The following is a 15,762-nucleotide window of genomic DNA, read 5'->3' on the forward strand; positions in this document are numbered from 1 at the left end:
TACGATTTTCGCGGTTTGGCGCGCTTCACTTTTTCGTGGTCGGCCGGGTGGATTGTGGTAGGCTTGCGGGCGCGAAACGATCTTGAGGGAACCGATGAGCTTTTACGATCAATTGAAGTTCGACAGCAACGGGTTGATTCCGGCCATCATCCAGGATGCGGCGACCGGACGTGTGCTGATGATGGCCTGGATGAATCGCGCGTCGTTGGAGAAGACGATTGAGACGGGGCTGACGCATTTCTGGAGTCGGTCACGTCAGAAGTTCTGGATGAAAGGGGAGACCAGCGGGCATGTGCAGCGGGTGAAGGACATTGCGTTTGATTGCGACGGGGACACGCTGCTCATTCAGGTGGAGCAGGTGGGGGCGGCCTGTCACGAGGGGTACCGCTCGTGTTTTTACCGGTCGATGACCGGTCGGGGTGAGGGTTTCCGGATTACCGAGCCGCAGTTGGAAACCCCGGAGCAGATTTACGGGAAGAAGTAGGGTCCGGGGCGCGGGGTGTGAGGTGGCCGTGCCCGGCCCGGCAGACCGGCTTATTTCATGGAGGACCAGGTTCCGTTTGGCAGCCGGGAGTACTGGGTTCTGTTGGGGGTTTTGGTTTTGGCCCGGGGTGCGGATTTTTTGAGCACGTGGGTGGCGACGCCGAATCTGGTGTTGGAGGGCAATCCGATTGCCAAGCGGCTGGGTTGGCGATGGGGGTTGGCGGTGAATGCGCTGGTGTGTGTGGTGCTGGCGCGGTGGCCGTTGGCGGCGATTGTGGTGGCCACGGCCAGTGTGATGGTGGCGGCGCGGAATTTTCAGTCGGCCTGGTTGATGCGGTCGCTGGGGGAGCAGAACTATCGGGATTGGCATGTGGAACGGGTGCAGGAGACGCGGATCTCGGTGTATTTGTTGTGTTTGGCGGCGCACACGTTGTTGACGGCGCTGGTGGGCGGGGCGGTGATGTTGTTCAGTGGGGGGCGGTTGATTCCCCTGGCGATTGGGATGGGCATTGTGGCCTATGCGGTGGCGGTGGCGTTTTACACGTTGCTGGGGATTTACCGGCTGCGACGGAGCGGCCGGTTGACCTGCACTTCGCGTCATGCAGATTTTTCCTGATCGAGAGACGTTTCGGCGGTTGGCGGCCCGGGGGAACCTGATTCCGGTAACGTGCCGGTTGCTGGCGGATTTGGAGACGCCGTTGTCGGCCTATCGGAAGTTGCGCGGGCAGGGGGAGTCCTTTTTGTTCGAGTCGGTTGAAGGGGGCGAGCATCTGGGTCGGTATTCGTTTGTGGGGACGAATCCCCGGGCCGTGATCCGGCAGGTGGGCAGCGAGGTTCGGCTGACCGAAGGGGGCCGGGACGCGGGGGTGTGGCGGGTGGTGGGTGCGCGGGGTCGGCCGGTGGCGGGGGAGGTTCGGGATGGTTTGGAGGTGGTGGAGCGGGTGATGGGGCGGTATCGGCCGGTGCCGTTGCCGGGTTTGCCGAGGTTCATCGGGGGTGCGGTGGGGTATGTGGGGTACGAATTCATTCATGACATTGAACCGGTGGTGCCGCGGCCGGCGCGGGACGAGCTGGGGACGCCGACGTTGTATCTGGTGCTGGCGGATCAGCTGCTGATTTTTGATCGTGTGAAGCAGACGTTGACGGTGCTGGTGAATGCGTGGGTGGAGGACCCGGCGGGGGTGGACGCGGCCTATGACGAGGCGGTGGAGGAGGTGGAACGGTTGCTGGCGTTGTTGGAGGAGCCGGTTTCGCATCTGCCTGCCCTGTTGCCGGAGACGGTGCCGCCGGTGTCGTTTGAGTCGAACATGGACCGCGAGACCTTTTTGGGGCACGTGCGGAGGGCGAAGGAGTACATTCGGGCGGGGGACATCATTCAGGTGGTGGGGTCGCAGCGGTTTCGAGCCCCGGTACGGGCGGGTGCGGTGGAGGTGTATCGGGCCATTCGGTCGGTGAACCCCTCGCCGTACATGTTTTTGCTGGAGTTGGAGGGTTTTGCGCTGGTGGGGGCTTCGCCGGAGATTCATGTGCGGTGTGAGGACGGGCGTGTGGAGATCCGGCCGATTGCGGGCACGCGGCGTCGGGGCCGCACGGCCGAGGAGGACGCGGCCCTGGAGGCAGAACTGTTGGCGGATCCGAAGGAACGGGCGGAACATGTGATGTTGGTGGATCTGGCGCGGAATGATCTGGGTCGGGTGTGCGAGTATGGCTCGGTGCGGGTGAAGGACCTGATGGTGATCGAGCGTTACAGTCATGTGATGCACATTGTGTCGTCGGTGGAGGGTCGGCTGGCGGGGGGGCGGAGCCCGTTTGATTTGATGCGGGCGACGTTTCCCGCCGGGACGGTCAGCGGGGCGCCGAAGATCCGGGCCATGCAGATCATTGCCGAGTTGGAGGGGACGACGCGGGGTCCGTATGCGGGTTGCGTGGGTTATTTCGGGTTCAATGGCAACCTGGACACGTGCATTACGATTCGGACGGCGTTGTTAAAGGACGGGCATGCGTATGTGCAGGCGGGGGGCGGCTGGGTGCATGATTCGGAGCCCGAGGCGGAGTTTCAGGAGACGGTGAACAAGGCGTCGGCGATGTTTCAGGCGATTGCGCTGGCGGAGCATTTTGGGCGGGGGGCCGCGGAAGGGGTTCCTGCGGGGCGGGCGTAATGGGTGGCTGAGGATTGTTGGAGGCCGCCATGCCGGTTTTTTACGATTGCCAGCGTTGCACGGCCTGTTGTCGTTGGCCCGGGCAGGTGCGGGTGACCGAAGAGGAGATTCGCCGAATGGCGGAGCATTTGGGTCTGGATGAGTTCACGTTCATTCAGCGGTATTGCCGGCTGGCATTGAATCGTTACGGGTTGGCGCTGGCGGAGCGGGAGGACGGTTCGTGTGTGTTTCTGGAGGGTCGGGAATGCCGGGTGCATCCGGTCAAGCCCCGGCAGTGCCGGGATTTTCCCAATTTATGGCGTTTTGAGGGATTTGACGCGTTTTGCCGGGCGCGGCCGGTGCCAATGGCGATGGAAGAGTACGTGAGGGCGGTGGCTGCGGCGACGGGTCGTTCCCTGGAGGAGGTGCGGAGGCTTGTGGAGGCGCGCGGATCGGACTCTCATGTGCCGGTGCGGGGTGGTTCACAACTCGCGCCATGAGGTGACGAGGAAGCCGCGGCTGGGGCCGATGCGGCGCAGGTTTTCGTCGTAGTGGAAGTTGAAATGTCCGTTCATTTTGACGGTTTTGGTGACGGACGCACCGATGAAGTCCTGGGTATTGTTGCCGCCTCCGCCGAGGGTGAAATCGGCGTTGGGCGCATAGATGGCACCGGTGAAGGCGGCATTGCCGCCGAGGCTGATGCTGGTGTTGCGCGGGGTGCCGAAGTAGAGGAAGTTTTCGGCCCTGCCACTGGAGTTGATGATACCCTGTCCCTTAACCGAAAAACTGGGGGCATCCACGAACAGCATCAACCGCGCGTTGGGGGCCAGGTAGATCCGGTCTTGGCCCGCGAGGCTGGTATTGCCGGTCAGGATGAGCGTGGCCTGGACGTTGGTGCCGACGTAGAGGCTTCCCTGGAGACCGGCCGTCCAGTACCGGCCGCTCGTGAGGATTACGTGTTTGTAAGGTACGCCGTCGAGGGTCACCGAGACGGCAGGCAGATAGAACGCGCCCGAAAGAGGTGCCGTGACGGGCGGGAAGGCCACGTTGAAATCGTCGTTGGTGCCGCCGGAGACGTAGCCGCGGGGGCCGATGGCCACGGTACCGTTGGGTCCCGTCATGGCACGACCGTTGATATTGGCGTTGCCGACGTTGATGGAGTTGATGAGTCCGGCGTTGGTGGCGACGTCCCCGTTTTTCTTGCGTTTTTGGGGGTTGGCGAACGGGTACATGCCGTTGTCGCTGTGATTGGGATCGCCGGAATCAAAGCTGTCGGTGGTGACGTTGTTGCCGGCGAGGTCGATCCGGCCTTCGGCGGCCATGGCGACGCTGAAGAGCGGGTCGATGCGGGTCAGGACCTGGACGGTACGGGGGACTGGGGTGTAGACCTGTGAATCGCCGCCTAGGATGGTGGCCGGGACGGTGGTGGAGGGGATGAGGTCTGCCCGGCTGACCACGCCGGTGGCGAAGATTTGCGGGTTCATGCCGTTGAGGACAATGACCACGTCGTAGTAACTGCCGTTGCCGAGGTACCGACGGGGCGCGCGGTAGGTGTTACCCTGCTGGATCCAGCCGTGGGTGGCGAGGTTGTTGGTGGCGGCCCGAAGGTCGAAGAAGGGCGCATTCCGGTTCAGGTGGGTCAGGGCTTCTTCGATTCCGGCTTCGGTCATGGCCAGGCTGGCATTCCAGCAGAGGGAACGTGCGACCGAAAGGGATTGGGACTGGACGAGCATGAGGGTGCCGGCCAGGGTGAGGCCGAGGATGCCGCAGGTCAGCAGGGTTACCAGCAGGATCTGGCCGCGGGCCGGGATGGATTGGCGGGACAATCGCATGGCTCGGTCAGTTGCGGAGGACGATGCGTGCGGTCTGCACGCTTTCGGTTTGGAGCAGGTTGCCCAGGACGCTCCGGGAACAACGCCAGCTCATGTCCACGAGCTTTGCCTGGCGGATGTCGCGGGTGGGGTAAAACCCGAACACGCCGTTGCTGGGGGTGCGTTGTGAGATGTTGAAGCGGAAATGATCGCAGCCGACGAGCAGCGTCTGCTGTTCCCCGTTACGGTTGAGGGTGACGACCCGTCGTTCCGGGTCCCATGTGATTTGCAGGAGGGAACTGTCGAGGTTGGACAGGGTGAGCGAGGTCTCGGTTGCAGAGAGCACTCCGGCAGCCTGTCGGATTTCGCGGCTGAGGTTGTCCAGCGCATGGCGGGAACGTTGGTCGAGGTCGATGTAATTGACCATGCCGGCCAGACTGCGGGCGCTGTAAGACCAGAAGGCCAGGATGGCAGCCAAAAGGATGCTTCCAACGCCGAGCGTGACCATGGTCTCGGACAACGTGAAACCCTGCCGGGCGCGTCGGGCGGTGATGGTGCGCCTGCGGGTTTGTGCGCCCGGGTTAGTTGCTGAAGATGTAGTTCTGCAGGCCATATTGACTCACCAGGGTTCGGATTTCACGTTCCCGGACCACGCCACCGCCAGATCCTCCGCCAACCCATCGCACGCGGACCACCACCTCACGGAGGTCATCCGCGTAAGGGGCCGGGGGATCCAGTTGGACGGGTCGGATGGTCAACGTACCCGTATAGATGACGCCGGAACCCGTGGCGGGGTTGGTGGGGTTGGGCAGATAAAAGGCCGTGAACTGGGTGGGGATGAACCCCGGGGTATTGATTTGGTCCCAATTGTAAAGTCGGATGCCCTCCAGTTTTTCCAGCATCACCTGGGTGGCTCGCAATTCCTCGCGGACCATGGCGGTGTAGGACAGGCCTGCGCTCATGCCGGCGTAGAGGGACACGAGGAGGGTCCCGAGCAGGACCGTGGCCACCATGGCCTCCACCAGGGTGAAGGCCATCCGCGCCCGCTGGATGGGGCGGGTGCTCATGGGCCCACTGTGCTTCAGTTGTCCCGAGTTTTGCGTCATTAGGTCCTTGGAGCCGAGGTTGTGCGCGAGCAATTTCATTCTCGGACAAGAGCCAACAAAGCAGGTTGCGTGCCTTGCGGGGCGGCCAGGGTGGCAGATGTTCGCGTCATGGGGATGTCGCGTTATGGGATCGCAGCTGCCGGTCCGTGGGGGTGGGCGGGAGCGGCCCGTGAGGGGAAGGAGCAGGTGCGGGTAGTGTCCAGGTTCAGGACACGACTGTCGTGAAATGGGACAGGGGGTGGAGGATACGCGGCCCCAGCTGGACAAGGTTTGGGATGTCCCCGTCGTGGCATGAGACAGGAGGGGTCGAGGCGATCGGGGCTGGCGCATCCTGATTGTTGCAGCCTCCGGTTGGCCAGGGACCTCCACTCCGGCAGAGCCGACCTTTCCGGAGCTGGGGCTTCGACGCTTTCCGGCCGAACTTGGAGCACGGCGCCGGGGCGGTTTTCGCGGGTAAGGGCGGCAGTGCCCGTCCAAGAGGCCGCGTCCATCCTCCAGCAATGGGCGGGAGCCGGAATCCGAGATGCGTCCGGGCGGGTTTCTGGTTGTGAAAAGGCCTTGCCACGGGCACGGGTCTTTTCCACAACTGCGGCGATGCTGGCCAAGGTCTATTCCGGAGTCATTCAGGGAATTGAGGCCTATCCGGTGGAAGTGGAAGTGAACGCCGGCTGGGGTGACACGGCCATGGTGATCGTGGGGTTGCCGGATGCGGCGGTGAAGGAATCGCGTGACCGTGTCATGACCGCGCTGAGCAACTCGGGTTACAAGTTTCCGATGGGTCGGACGACCATCAATTTGGCGCCGGCGGATGTGAAGAAGGAGGGGCCGAGTTTCGATCTGCCGATTGCGCTGGGTTTGTTGGCGGCCACGGAGCAGTTGAAGGCCGATCGGCTGGAGCAGTTTCTGGTGGTGGGCGAGCTGGCGTTGACGGGGGCGGTGCGTGCGGTGAAGGGGGTGTTGCCGCTTGCGCTTTGTGCGCGGCAACAGGGCAAGCGGGGGGTGATCGTGCCGGCGCCGAATGCGAATGAGGCGGCGGTGGTGGAGGGGTTGGAGGTGATTCCGGTTCGGGATCTTCGCGAGGCGGCGGCGTTTCTGGCGGGCGAGGTGTCGATTCAGCCGGTGCGGTTGGACGTGCGGCGTTTGTTTGAGGGGCCGGTGGAGGACGAGGTGGACTTTGCCGAGGTGAAGGGTCAGGAGTCGGTGAAGCGTGCGCTGGAGATTGCGGCGGCGGGCGGGCACAACATCCTGCTGATTGGTCCGCCCGGCACGGGCAAGTCGATGCTGGCACGGCGGCTGCCGACGATTCTGCCGCCGTTGACGTTGGAGGAGGCGCTGGAGACGACCAAGGTGCACAGCATCGCGGGGTTGTTGCAACCCGGGCAGGCGTTGGTCACCCGGCGTCCTTTTCGGGCGCCGCATCACACGGCCAGTGACGCCGGGTTGCTGGGCGGGAATGTGAATCCGACGCCGGGGGAGATTTCGCTGGCGCACAACGGGGTGTTGTTTTTGGATGAACTGCCGGAGTTCAAACGGAGCGTGTTGGAGACCCTGCGGCAGCCGCTGGAGGAGGGGCGTGTGACGATTTCGCGGGCTGCGGGGAGCGTGACGTTTCCGGCGCGGTTCATGTTGGTGGCGGCGATGAATCCCACGCCGGACGGCAAGATGCCGGGCGAGTCGCGGTGTTCACCGCGGGAGATCCAGAACTATTTGAACCGGGTGAGCGGGCCGTTGCTGGACCGGATTGATCTGCACATCGAGGTGCCGGCGGTGAGGTTTCGGGAGATGGCGTCGGATCGGCCGGCCGAGGCGTCGGCGGTGATTCGTGCCCGGGTGGTGGAAGCGCGGCGCCGGCAGCAGGAACGGTTCCGGGGCCGGGCGCGGGTGTTGTGCAATGCCCACATGGGCCCGCGCGAATTGCGCCAGTTTTGTGGGTTGGATGAAACCTCCATGGAACTGTTGCGGCATGCGATGAATGAGCTGGGTCTGAGCGCGCGGGCGTATGACCGGATCCTGAAGGTGGCGCGCACGATTGCGGATCTGGCGGGGTCGGACCGCATTTTGCCGGAGCACGTGGGGGAGGCGATTCAGTACCGGTCGCTGGACCGCCAGATTTGGGGTTGAGGGTGCGGTGTGGGGTGGGGCTCGGGGACGGGGATGCCCGATGCGCAGGTTCAGTGGGACGGGGGCGCGGCGTTGACAAAGGGGCTGAGGCTTCGGCAGGCTCAACGCATGGCAAAGCCCGCACTGGGGCGTGGATTGGGGGCGTTGTTGGGGTCGGGCACCCCGGCGACGCCACCCACGGCTGTTGGTGCCGCTGCCGCGGCGGCGCCGGCGTCGTTTTCTGGTGCGGCGGCCGGGGAGGTGCCGGTGCGTGTGCCGGTGGCGCAGATTCGCCCCAACTCCCTTCAGCCGCGGCAGGAGTTTGATCCGGCCTCGTTGGAGGAACTGGCCGAATCGATTCGTCAGCAGGGCATCTTGCAGCCGTTGGTGGTGCGTCGTCGTGGGGACGGCTTTGAGCTGATTGCGGGCGAACGTCGGTGGCGGGCGGCGCAGCTGTTGCAGCTGACGGAGGTGCCGGTGTTGATCCGGGACGTGGACGACCGGACCGCGTTGGAGCTGGCGCTGGTGGAGAACCTGCAGCGGGAGAATCTGAATCCGATCGAGGAGGCGCAGGGTTATGCCCAGTTGCTGCAGCAGTTCGGTTTTACGCAGGAGGAGGTGGCCCGGCGCGTGGGCAGGAGCCGGGCGGCGGTGGCCAATGCGTTGCGGCTGTTGAAACTGCCGTCGCAGGTGCAGGGGTATCTTCGGACGGGCCAGCTGAGTGTGGGTCATGCGAAGGTGATCCTGGCGCTGGAAGATGAACATTTGCAGGAGCTGGCGGCGGAGCAGGTGGTGCGGGAGGGTTTGAACGTTCGCCAGACCGAGGGGCTGGTGGCGCGGCTGCAGGCGGGGTCGGCCCGGCCGCGGGGGAGTCGCCGGACCCGGGCTCCGGAGACGGATGCGCAGGTGCGCCGGTTGGAGGACCGGCTGCGGGAGCGGCTGGGGACGCGGGTGCGATTGCAGTACAGAGAGGGGCGGGGGCGGCTGGAGATTGCCTTCTTCAGTGATGAGGAACTGGAACGCGTGTTGCAGATTCTGGGGGTTGGCCCCGACTGAGGCTTTTCGAAACCGACCGTGACAACCAACCATGAACCAAAACACACCTGAACTTCGTGCTCGTGCGGCCGAGGCGTTGGAAGCGGCGCGGCCGCGGCTGTCGCAACTGCGCGCGTTTATCGGCCTGGACGGATTTGTGGACGAGATCCTGCACGTGGTGGACAAGCGCCACAGTGCGGACCGGTACGATCGCGTGCCCACCATTGCGCGGCTGGCGGAGCGGCTGGCGGCGGCGGCGGGCAAGAGCACCAATCTCGAGCTGGTCTCGCAACTGACCAAGCTGGGGGGCAACGGGCCGATCATGGGCAACACGCTGGCCACGCTGGGGTTGCGGGTGACGTATGTGGGGAATCTGGGCTATCCGCGACTGCACCCGGTGTTTGAGGAGTTTGCCCGGCGTGCCGAGGTGCATTCCATTGCACCGCCGGGGTACACGGACGCCCTGGAATTCGAGGATGGCAAGGTCATGTTGGGCAAACATTCCTCCCTGCGGGAGGTGACCTGGGAGAATTTGATCCAGCGGTTTGGCCGGGACCGCCTGGCCGAGCAGATGGCCACGGCGGATCTGGTGGCGTTTGTGAACTGGACGATGCTGCCGCACATGAGCGAGATCTGGGCGGCAGTGTTGCGGGAGATTTGTCCCGGGCTGCCCGCCGGGGGTGCGCAGCGGACGATCTTTTTCGACCTGGCCGATCCGGAGAAGCGCACCTCGGAGGACATCCGGCGTGCGCTGGACCTGATCCTGGAGTTCCGGAAGTATTTCCGTGTGATCCTGGGTTTGAACGAGAAGGAGGCGTACGAGGTGGCCCGGGTGTTTGGGTTGAACAGGAGCGACGGGTCGCGCGCGGCGGTGGCGGCGCTGGCCCGGGAGATTCATCAGCGCGTGCCGGTGCACACGTTGGTGGTGCATCCGGTGGCGTATGCACTGGCCATCAGTGAGGGCCGTCTCAGCCTGGTGGACGGTCTGTACACCACCCAACCGCGGTTGACCACGGGGGCCGGCGACCATTTCAACTCCGGGTTCTGTCTGGGCAAGCTGCTGGGGTTCGACGACGACCTTGCGTTGCTGACCGGCGTGACCACCAGCGGCTATTATGTGATCAAGGCGCAGAGTCCGTGTGTGGACGATCTGGTGCGTGCGTTGCGCAACTGGCCGTCGGGCACGACCGGGCCGTACCGGTTCTAGGGGACGGACATGGTTTTGGAGGTGGTCCAGTACGGGGATCCGATCCTGCGGCGCAAGGGCGCCCGCATTGAACGGATCACGCCCGAGCTGCGGCGGCTGATTGCCGACATGTTCGAGACCATGTACGCCGCGCACGGCATCGGGCTGGCGGCGCAACAGGTGGGGCATGCGCTGCAACTGACGGTGATTGACATCCGGGGCGTGGAAGACCGGCCCTCGACGCTCGAGCTGAACGGTGAACCGGCGGATCCCTGCCGGCTCATGCCGCTGGTGTTGATCAATCCCGAGATCGAACCGTTGGGGCCGAGTGTGGCCGGGCCGGAAGGTTGCCTCAGTTTTCCCGAGATTTATGCGGAGATCGTACGGCCGGACCGCATCGAGGTCCGGGCCCTGGACGGCGAGGGTCGTCCCCTGCAATTCCGTTGTGGCGGGTTGTTGGCCCGGGCCGTGCAACATGAGTATGACCACCTCCAGGGGATCCTGTTCATTGACCGGATGGACCGGCGGGACCTGGAGCGTTTGCGTCCGGAGCTGGAGGCGTTGCAGGCGGCCACGCGGGCGCGGCTGGCGCGGCGTGCGGCGGCGCGTTGACCTCTTTGGCAACGGCACCGATCAGGGCGGGGCGATCCCGTTGGATCGGAGCTCCGGCGGGCCGGGTCCTGTCGCGGCCCGGCGTACGGGGTCCTTCCCGGTTTGATTCCGGCAGTCTATGGAACCCGGATTGTTGCATCGGCCGCGGAACCTGGACTGGCGTCGGGCCGCGGCTTTGTTGTATGGCGACTGGGGCACCAGCAAGGCTTACGTCACCGGGCTGGCCTTTTTGACGGCGGGGTATGCGGCGTTGCCGTTGATTGGGGCGGTTAGTTTGTTGGCGGCGCTGGTGGGGTATTGCTACACGGTGGTTTGCCGGGAGTTCCCGGATGGTGGGGGTGTGTACTCGGCGGCCCGTCATCAGAGCCGGTTTCTGGCGGTGATGGGCGCGCTGCTGCTGGTGGCGAACTTGACGGTGACGGCCGCGCTGAGCGGCTGGGCGGCGGTGACGTATTTCGGTTTGCCGGCCGACTGGGTCCGGTACGGCACGTTGGGGGTGATCGGGCTCATTGGTGCCATCAACTTTTTCGGGCCCAAACACACGGGCAGTGTGGCGGCAGGGTTGGCCGTGCCGATGGTGATGGTGGTGGGGGTGATCATCGGGTTGAGCCTGCCGCATCTTACCACGGCGCATTGCCAACCCTCGCATGACACCTTCCTTCACAACTGGGTGGCGTTTGTGGGGATCATTCTGGCGCTGAGCGGCGTGGAGGCGATTGCGAATCTGACGGGTGTGATGAAGCTGGACCCCGGTGCCACGCCGGAGCAACCGCGCGTGGCGGTGACGGCGCGGCGCGCGATTGGGGTGGTGGCGGTGGAGGTGGTGCTGGCGACGGTGTTGCTGGGTTGGGCCATGGTGTCGGTGCCGCCGGAGATGGCCCCTGTGATGAGGGAGCGGTGGGAGGACATGGTGCGGTTTTTGGGGGAATACTATGCGGGGTTGTGGGTCGGGCCGGTGGGCGGGCGCGTGTTTGGCGTGGTGGTCGGGATGGTGGTGGGATTGCTGTTGCTGAGCGCGGTGAACACGGCCATCGGGGCATTGATCGGGCTGTTTTACATGATGGCGCGGGACGGCGAGATGCCGCGGTCCTTCACCCGGTTGAACCGGCACGGTGTGCCGTGGCTCCCGTTGTTGCTGGCGATTGCACTGCCGTTGGCCACCACGGCCGTTGCCACCGACCTGCAGATGCTGGCGGGCCTGTATGCGATCGGTGTGGTGGGCGCGATTGCGGTGAACCTGGGCTCATGCACGTTCAATCGCCGGCTGGCCCTGAGCTGGTATGAACGCGCGGTGATGGGGTTTGCGTTCGTGGTCCTGTTTGCGGCGGAGATCACGATTGCCAAGACGAAACCGGACGCGTTGTTTTTTGCGGTTTGTGTGGTGGGTCTGGGTCTGGCCCTGCGGTTCTGGGCGCAGCGGCGGGCCGGGTTGCGCACGGTGGTGGTGAGCGAGCCGGTGGCGGCGATGGTGGCGCCCGGGGAGGTGCCGGGGTTCCAGCTCAAGCTCAACCCCGGCCAGAATCTGATGGTGGCGGCCCGGGGATTGACGCGGGTGTTGCGGTTTGCGCTGGAGGAGGCGCGTTTCCGGCAGGCCAACCTTTACGTGTTGTACGTGAAGGAGATTGCGGTGGCTCCGCCGGGACCGGTCGTGTTGCCCCGGAAACCGCGGTGGCAGGACGATCCGGACGCGGCGCGGATCATGACCACGGTGTTGGCGCAGGCGGAGCCGATCGGGGTTCGCGTGGTGCCCTTGTACGCGGTGAGCGACAATCCGGCGGCGACGATCCTGGATCTGGCGGCCACGATCGGCGTGGACATGCTGATTCTGGGTGCGCGGCATCGGCGCACGCTGGCCCGGTTGTTCAAGGGTGACGTGGTGAACCAGGTGGCCCGGCATTTGCCGGAGAACATCGAGCTGGTGATCCACGGATGAGGGTGGGACCGGGGAATCCGGCCCTGCGAGGGTCGAGCGGGCAGGGTTGTCGGGTTGCCACCGGGGCGTGGCACTTGCGCGAGGTCCGGACCGGGATCCGTTCAGGCGCCGAGCCAGCGGTTGACCCATTCCCGGCCGCCCAGCATCCACAGTCCTGCAGCCAGCGCCAGGTAGGGTCCGTAGGGCATGCGACTTGACCACTGGCGTCGTCCGAGGGCGATGGCGGTCAGGCCCACAACGGACCCGATCATGGAGCTGACCATCAGAGCGAACAGCACGGCGGGCCAGCCCAGGAACGCGCCGATGGCCGCCATGAATTTTACGTCGCCCAGTCCCATGGCCTCGCGGGGGAGGATCAACTGGTCCGTCCAGGCTTCCATGTGCACGACGGTGGCGGGGTCCAGCGATTCATTGCCGATCTGGAGGCGTTCCGGTGTCAGGCGCACCTCCACGTCGCGGTAGCACCGGTCCACCAGTTCGAGTCGCCGGGCGCGGAACCGGATGGTATCGCTGGTGCGGTAGAAGATTTCCTCGTAGGGGATTTGCCGGTCCGGCAGGTGGAGTGCGGTTTCGGAGAAGACGATCCGGGTGAGTCCCTGGAGGGAGACGCGCTGGCGGCCGAAGAGCCATTTGCCCATGCGGAGCACGCCATACATCAGGGCGGCGCCCGTACCCGCCCCGAGCAGGGCGTCGCGCAGGCCGGCGCCCACGGAGGTTTGGGCGTGCAGGGCCGGGAACAGGAACGAAGCCAGGGCACCTGCGGCCACGCCGCCCAGGGTGATTTCGTCCGGGATGATGTAGTGCTCGTAGTCAATGAAGGAGGCGACGATCAACGCGGCGCCGAAGAGGGCGTACGCCACGGCCACGGCGGGGGCAGTCGGACCGTGGACGGACCAGACGGCCAGGAACCAGAGGCCGGTGAGCAGTTCGACCCAGAAATAGCGGGCGGGGATCGGGGCGCGGCAGTTCCGGCATCGGCCGCGCAGCATCAGCCAGGTGACGAGCGGGATGTTCAGGTACCACGGGATGCGGTACCGGCAGTTCGGGCAGTGGGACGGGGGCGAGACCAGGCTCAGGCCGCGCGGCATGCGGTAGATGCAGACGTTGAGGAAGCTGCCCACGGCGGTGCCCAGAACGAACGCCACCACCGACCACAGGGGCGTTTCCGGTCCGGGCCAGTATTCGGGGTGCAATGGGGCGTCAAGCGACATGGAGATGTTCCATGAGGGCGCGGCGCATGACGGCCACGGGTGCGGGTTGACCGGTCCAGATCTCGAGGGCGCGTGTACCCTGGTAGAGCAACATGCTCAGGCCGTTGGCGGCGGGTTGGCCCGCGGCGCGGGCGGCTTGGAGCAGGGGTGTTTCGGCGGGGCGGTAGATCATGTCATAGACGGCGGCGGCGAGTCGGAGGGGGAACCGGGCGGTGTCGAGTGGCAGCGGGTCTTGCGGCCGCAGGCCGAGGGACGTGGCGTTGAGGAGCAGGTCCACCGGCTCATGGGGGTAGTCGAGTGTCACCTGGCATTCGGGGTAGCGTGTGCGGATTTCCTCGGCCACGGCACGGGCTTTGTCGAGGGTGCGGTTGACGAGGTAGAGGCGGGCCACGCCGGATGCGGCCAGTTTGAGGGCGGCGACGCGTCCGGCGCCGCCGGCGCCCAGCAGGAGGACGGACCGGCCGCGGGGCTGCCATTGGAGGTCTTCGGCCAGGGCCTGGAGCAGGGCGTCGGCGTCGGTGTTGAATCCGTGCATGCGGACCCGGGCGGGCTCCTCGGGTTCGGTCCATTGCCCGATGGGCTGCCAGGTGCCGTCGGCGCGCTGGCCTTCGAACCGCACGGTGTTGACCGCGCCCCATGCGCGGGCCGATTCATCCAGTTGGTCCATCATGTCCAGGGCGAGGCGTTTGTGGGGCACGGTGAGGTTGACGCCCACGAACCGCATGGCGGCGGCGCCGGCCAGTGCCTCGCGGAGTTGGTCGGGTGGAACCGGGAAGGCCAGGTAGCGCCAGTTGAGTCCCAACGCGGCCAGTGCGGCGTTGTGCATGGCGGGCGAAGCCGAATGGCGCACGGGAAATCCGAACACGGCGCAGTACCGTGTCGAGGCATCGATCGGTCGTGCAAAGGCGTCTGACACGGTGCCGGAATGTAGGGCGGGGACGATCGGTAAAAAAGGCAAAAGCGGTGCCGGCGCCGTTTCGGGAGCTCCGACCTGTGCACCGGGGGATCGGGTTCTGTTTTCCAACCGTTGGTTGGTGGGGGAAGGGCGAGGTGGGTTGGAACCTTATCCAGCGCTAATTCAGGTAATGGGTGCTCTTACCGGCCGGTGCGATGGGTGTGGCAGAACCCCCCTCGTGCTCTTTTTCCTGACATGCCGCCACCGCTGTGACTGCCCGATGCCTTCGAGCCACAGGTGCTCCAGCAACTGGTCGTGCCCCCATGACCCGGGCCGAACGCCCCGCTGGAAGGCCGAACTCTGTATCCATCACCACCTCCACTACGCCACCCTTGTCGGCGAGCATCTTTGCTCCGTAGCCGAATCTCAGGGCCGTTGGTTGGCGTTGCCGGGTCGGAGTGTCCCTGTCCGGCATCTGCGCCTGCGCGGCGCCCGGATCGGCTGGTCCAACCAGCGACGGGCCGTTTGCCGCGATTGGCTGGCCCGGGACGTCCGCTTCTGCATCCTGGCTGATGCGCACCTACTGCCCGATCTGACCCGCCGCTCCCCGGTCCTCTGCACCGCCCGGTTTTCGGCCGACTGTCTGGTCCGGTGGGGCCACCCGATTGTGGCAGTGGAGGGTTTCGCCGATGGCGCGCGGTTCGGCGGCACCGTCTGCAAGGCTGTTGGCTGGCGGTGGCCGGAGCTCCGCCTGCAGGTGGGCAAGTGGCGGGTCGGCGTGGTCAGTGGCGTGGCCGTGGTGGGGCTGTGGAGCCGGATCAGCCCGGCGTTGTTTTGGGGCCGACCTTTAGCGTGAGGGGGTCGGTGCGGGACAAGGGCGATCCGGTCGGGTCGGGTTGGCTCCCAAAGCAGCCCCGGCCGGGGCTGGACCGGCTGCTGGGGCGGTGTTTGCCGCCCTGAGAGGGCAGGTGCGTCAAGGTTGAGTGCTGCGAGGCAGGCGCGAGCGCTGCCGGGTGGCAGGCTTATGTCTGCTGCGTTGCAACCACGCTCAAAGCGGCCCGCCGATTGCCTTCCGATGGCCTTCAAGGACATGCCAATTGCCCCCTCGGCAGAGCCGCTCACCACCCCTCGCACCCCAAAACCCTTCTTGAGTTGGCACTGGGTTTTGCACAGGCGCAGTTGAGTTTTTTTGTAGAGTCGAAGCCGGTGTGCGGGGAAGAGCCGCGACCAGAGCCCGTTGCGCGAGAAGGTT

Annotated in this window: 15 protein-coding genes; 10 read left to right on the forward strand and 5 right to left on the reverse strand. The window is 65.4% G+C overall.

What is annotated here, in order from left to right; genetic code table 11:
* Positions 1 to 94: 94 nt before the first annotated feature.
* The 4 genes from hisI to G4L39_RS05300 are packed head-to-tail and all read left to right on the forward strand — an operon-like array spanning position 95 to position 3,121.
* The gene (gene hisI / locus G4L39_RS05285; RefSeq protein WP_165106480.1) at positions 95 to 484 is read left to right on the forward strand and encodes a phosphoribosyl-AMP cyclohydrolase; all 390 of its coding nucleotides are present in this window, start codon (positions 95 to 97) and stop codon (positions 482 to 484) included.
* A 57-nt stretch (positions 485 to 541) separates the two neighbouring features.
* Positions 542 to 1,099 (forward strand): hypothetical protein, encoded by a 558-nt coding sequence (locus tag G4L39_RS05290; protein WP_165106481.1) that lies wholly within the window; start codon positions 542 to 544, stop codon positions 1,097 to 1,099.
* Positions 1,083 to 2,642 carry an anthranilate synthase component I gene (gene trpE, locus G4L39_RS05295; RefSeq protein ID WP_165106483.1) on the forward strand — a complete coding sequence of 520 codons (1,560 nt, stop codon included), beginning with the start codon at positions 1,083 to 1,085 and terminating at the stop codon, positions 2,640 to 2,642. Before G4L39_RS05290 ends, trpE begins: the two co-directional genes overlap by 17 nt.
* A 29-nt stretch (positions 2,643 to 2,671) precedes the next feature.
* Complete coding sequence (locus G4L39_RS05300; protein ID WP_165106485.1) at positions 2,672 to 3,121, forward strand: YkgJ family cysteine cluster protein; 450 nt, start codon at positions 2,672 to 2,674, stop codon at positions 3,119 to 3,121.
* Here the strand turns inward: G4L39_RS05300 and G4L39_RS05305 are convergent.
* Genes G4L39_RS05305 through G4L39_RS05315 form a run of 3 tightly spaced genes read right to left on the reverse strand, consistent with a single transcriptional unit; the run spans position 3,104 to position 5,499 of the window.
* On the reverse strand, positions 3,104 to 4,453 hold the full coding sequence (locus G4L39_RS05305; protein WP_165106486.1) for a DUF7305 domain-containing protein: 1,350 nt from the start codon (positions 4,451 to 4,453) through the stop codon (positions 3,104 to 3,106). The two genes, G4L39_RS05300 and G4L39_RS05305, sit on opposite strands and share 18 nt — an antisense overlap.
* Before the next feature lie 7 nt (positions 4,454 to 4,460).
* Entirely contained in the window at positions 4,461 to 5,045 is a 585-nt protein-coding gene (locus G4L39_RS05310) for a PilW family protein (RefSeq protein WP_276607537.1), read from the reverse strand.
* Entirely contained in the window at positions 5,014 to 5,499 is a 486-nt protein-coding gene (locus tag G4L39_RS05315; RefSeq protein ID WP_165106490.1) for a type IV pilus modification PilV family protein, read from the reverse strand. The genes G4L39_RS05310 and G4L39_RS05315 overlap by 32 nt, the downstream gene beginning before the upstream one ends.
* A gap of 633 nt (positions 5,500 to 6,132) precedes the next feature.
* Here G4L39_RS05315 and G4L39_RS05320 point away from each other — a divergent pair.
* From G4L39_RS05320 to G4L39_RS05340, 5 genes are all read left to right on the forward strand, one after another.
* A complete protein-coding gene (locus tag G4L39_RS05320; RefSeq protein ID WP_165106491.1) occupies positions 6,133 to 7,659 on the forward strand; it encodes a YifB family Mg chelatase-like AAA ATPase in 1,527 nt (508 codons plus the stop codon).
* 108 nt (positions 7,660 to 7,767) lie between these two features.
* Positions 7,768 to 8,694 (forward strand): ParB/RepB/Spo0J family partition protein, encoded by a 927-nt coding sequence (locus G4L39_RS05325; protein WP_165106493.1) that lies wholly within the window; start codon positions 7,768 to 7,770, stop codon positions 8,692 to 8,694.
* A gap of 31 nt (positions 8,695 to 8,725) precedes the next feature.
* Positions 8,726 to 9,880: a carbohydrate kinase family protein gene (locus G4L39_RS05330; RefSeq protein WP_165106494.1), complete on the forward strand. Its 1,155-nt coding sequence runs from the start codon at positions 8,726 to 8,728 to the stop codon at positions 9,878 to 9,880.
* A 9-nt stretch (positions 9,881 to 9,889) separates the two neighbouring features.
* Entirely contained in the window at positions 9,890 to 10,471 is a 582-nt protein-coding gene (gene def, locus G4L39_RS05335) for a peptide deformylase (protein ID WP_165106496.1), read from the forward strand.
* A gap of 118 nt (positions 10,472 to 10,589) precedes the next feature.
* Positions 10,590 to 12,404 carry an amino acid permease gene (locus G4L39_RS05340; RefSeq protein ID WP_165106498.1) on the forward strand — a complete coding sequence of 605 codons (1,815 nt, stop codon included), beginning with the start codon at positions 10,590 to 10,592 and terminating at the stop codon, positions 12,402 to 12,404.
* Between the two features lie 101 nt (positions 12,405 to 12,505).
* On the opposite strand, the gene G4L39_RS05345 is transcribed toward G4L39_RS05340, so the two are convergent.
* The gene (locus G4L39_RS05345) at positions 12,506 to 13,615 is read right to left on the reverse strand and encodes a prepilin peptidase (RefSeq protein WP_165106499.1); all 1,110 of its coding nucleotides are present in this window, start codon (positions 13,613 to 13,615) and stop codon (positions 12,506 to 12,508) included.
* Positions 13,605 to 14,531: a shikimate dehydrogenase family protein gene (locus tag G4L39_RS05350; RefSeq protein WP_343203305.1), complete on the reverse strand. Its 927-nt coding sequence runs from the start codon at positions 14,529 to 14,531 to the stop codon at positions 13,605 to 13,607. Before G4L39_RS05350 ends, G4L39_RS05345 begins: the two co-directional genes overlap by 11 nt.
* 259 nt (positions 14,532 to 14,790) lie before the next feature.
* Here G4L39_RS05350 and G4L39_RS05355 point away from each other — a divergent pair, with 259 nt between their 5' ends.
* A complete protein-coding gene (locus tag G4L39_RS05355) occupies positions 14,791 to 15,366 on the forward strand; it encodes a Druantia anti-phage system protein DruA (protein WP_165106501.1) in 576 nt (191 codons plus the stop codon).
* Positions 15,367 to 15,762 lie beyond the last annotated feature (396 nt).

The organism is Limisphaera ngatamarikiensis, assembly GCF_011044775.1.
Lineage (GTDB): Bacteria > Verrucomicrobiota > Verrucomicrobiia > Limisphaerales > Limisphaeraceae > Limisphaera > Limisphaera ngatamarikiensis.

Bases quoted from the DNA above. Each gene is read 5' to 3' on its own strand.
- hisI (WP_165106480.1), top strand. From the start codon at position 95: ATGAGCTTTTACGATCAATTGAAGTTCGACAGCAACGGGTTGATTCCG.
- G4L39_RS05290 (WP_165106481.1), top strand. From the start codon at position 542: ATGGAGGACCAGGTTCCGTTTGGCAGCCGGGAGTACTGGGTTCTGTTG.
- trpE (WP_165106483.1), top strand. From the start codon at position 1,083: ATGCAGATTTTTCCTGATCGAGAGACGTTTCGGCGGTTGGCGGCCCGG.
- G4L39_RS05300 (WP_165106485.1), top strand. From the start codon at position 2,672: ATGCCGGTTTTTTACGATTGCCAGCGTTGCACGGCCTGTTGTCGTTGG.
- G4L39_RS05305 (WP_165106486.1), bottom strand. From the start codon at position 4,453: ATGCGATTGTCCCGCCAATCCATCCCGGCCCGCGGCCAGATCCTGCTG.
- G4L39_RS05310 (WP_276607537.1), bottom strand. From the start codon at position 5,045: ATGGCCTGCAGAACTACATCTTCAGCAACTAACCCGGGCGCACAAACC.
- G4L39_RS05315 (WP_165106490.1), bottom strand. From the start codon at position 5,499: ATGAGCACCCGCCCCATCCAGCGGGCGCGGATGGCCTTCACCCTGGTG.
- G4L39_RS05320 (WP_165106491.1), top strand. From the start codon at position 6,133: ATGCTGGCCAAGGTCTATTCCGGAGTCATTCAGGGAATTGAGGCCTAT.
- G4L39_RS05325 (WP_165106493.1), top strand. From the start codon at position 7,768: ATGGCAAAGCCCGCACTGGGGCGTGGATTGGGGGCGTTGTTGGGGTCG.
- G4L39_RS05330 (WP_165106494.1), top strand. From the start codon at position 8,726: ATGAACCAAAACACACCTGAACTTCGTGCTCGTGCGGCCGAGGCGTTG.
- def (WP_165106496.1), top strand. From the start codon at position 9,890: ATGGTTTTGGAGGTGGTCCAGTACGGGGATCCGATCCTGCGGCGCAAG.
- G4L39_RS05340 (WP_165106498.1), top strand. From the start codon at position 10,590: ATGGAACCCGGATTGTTGCATCGGCCGCGGAACCTGGACTGGCGTCGG.
- G4L39_RS05345 (WP_165106499.1), bottom strand. From the start codon at position 13,615: ATGTCGCTTGACGCCCCATTGCACCCCGAATACTGGCCCGGACCGGAA.
- G4L39_RS05355 (WP_165106501.1), top strand. From the start codon at position 14,791: ATGCCTTCGAGCCACAGGTGCTCCAGCAACTGGTCGTGCCCCCATGAC.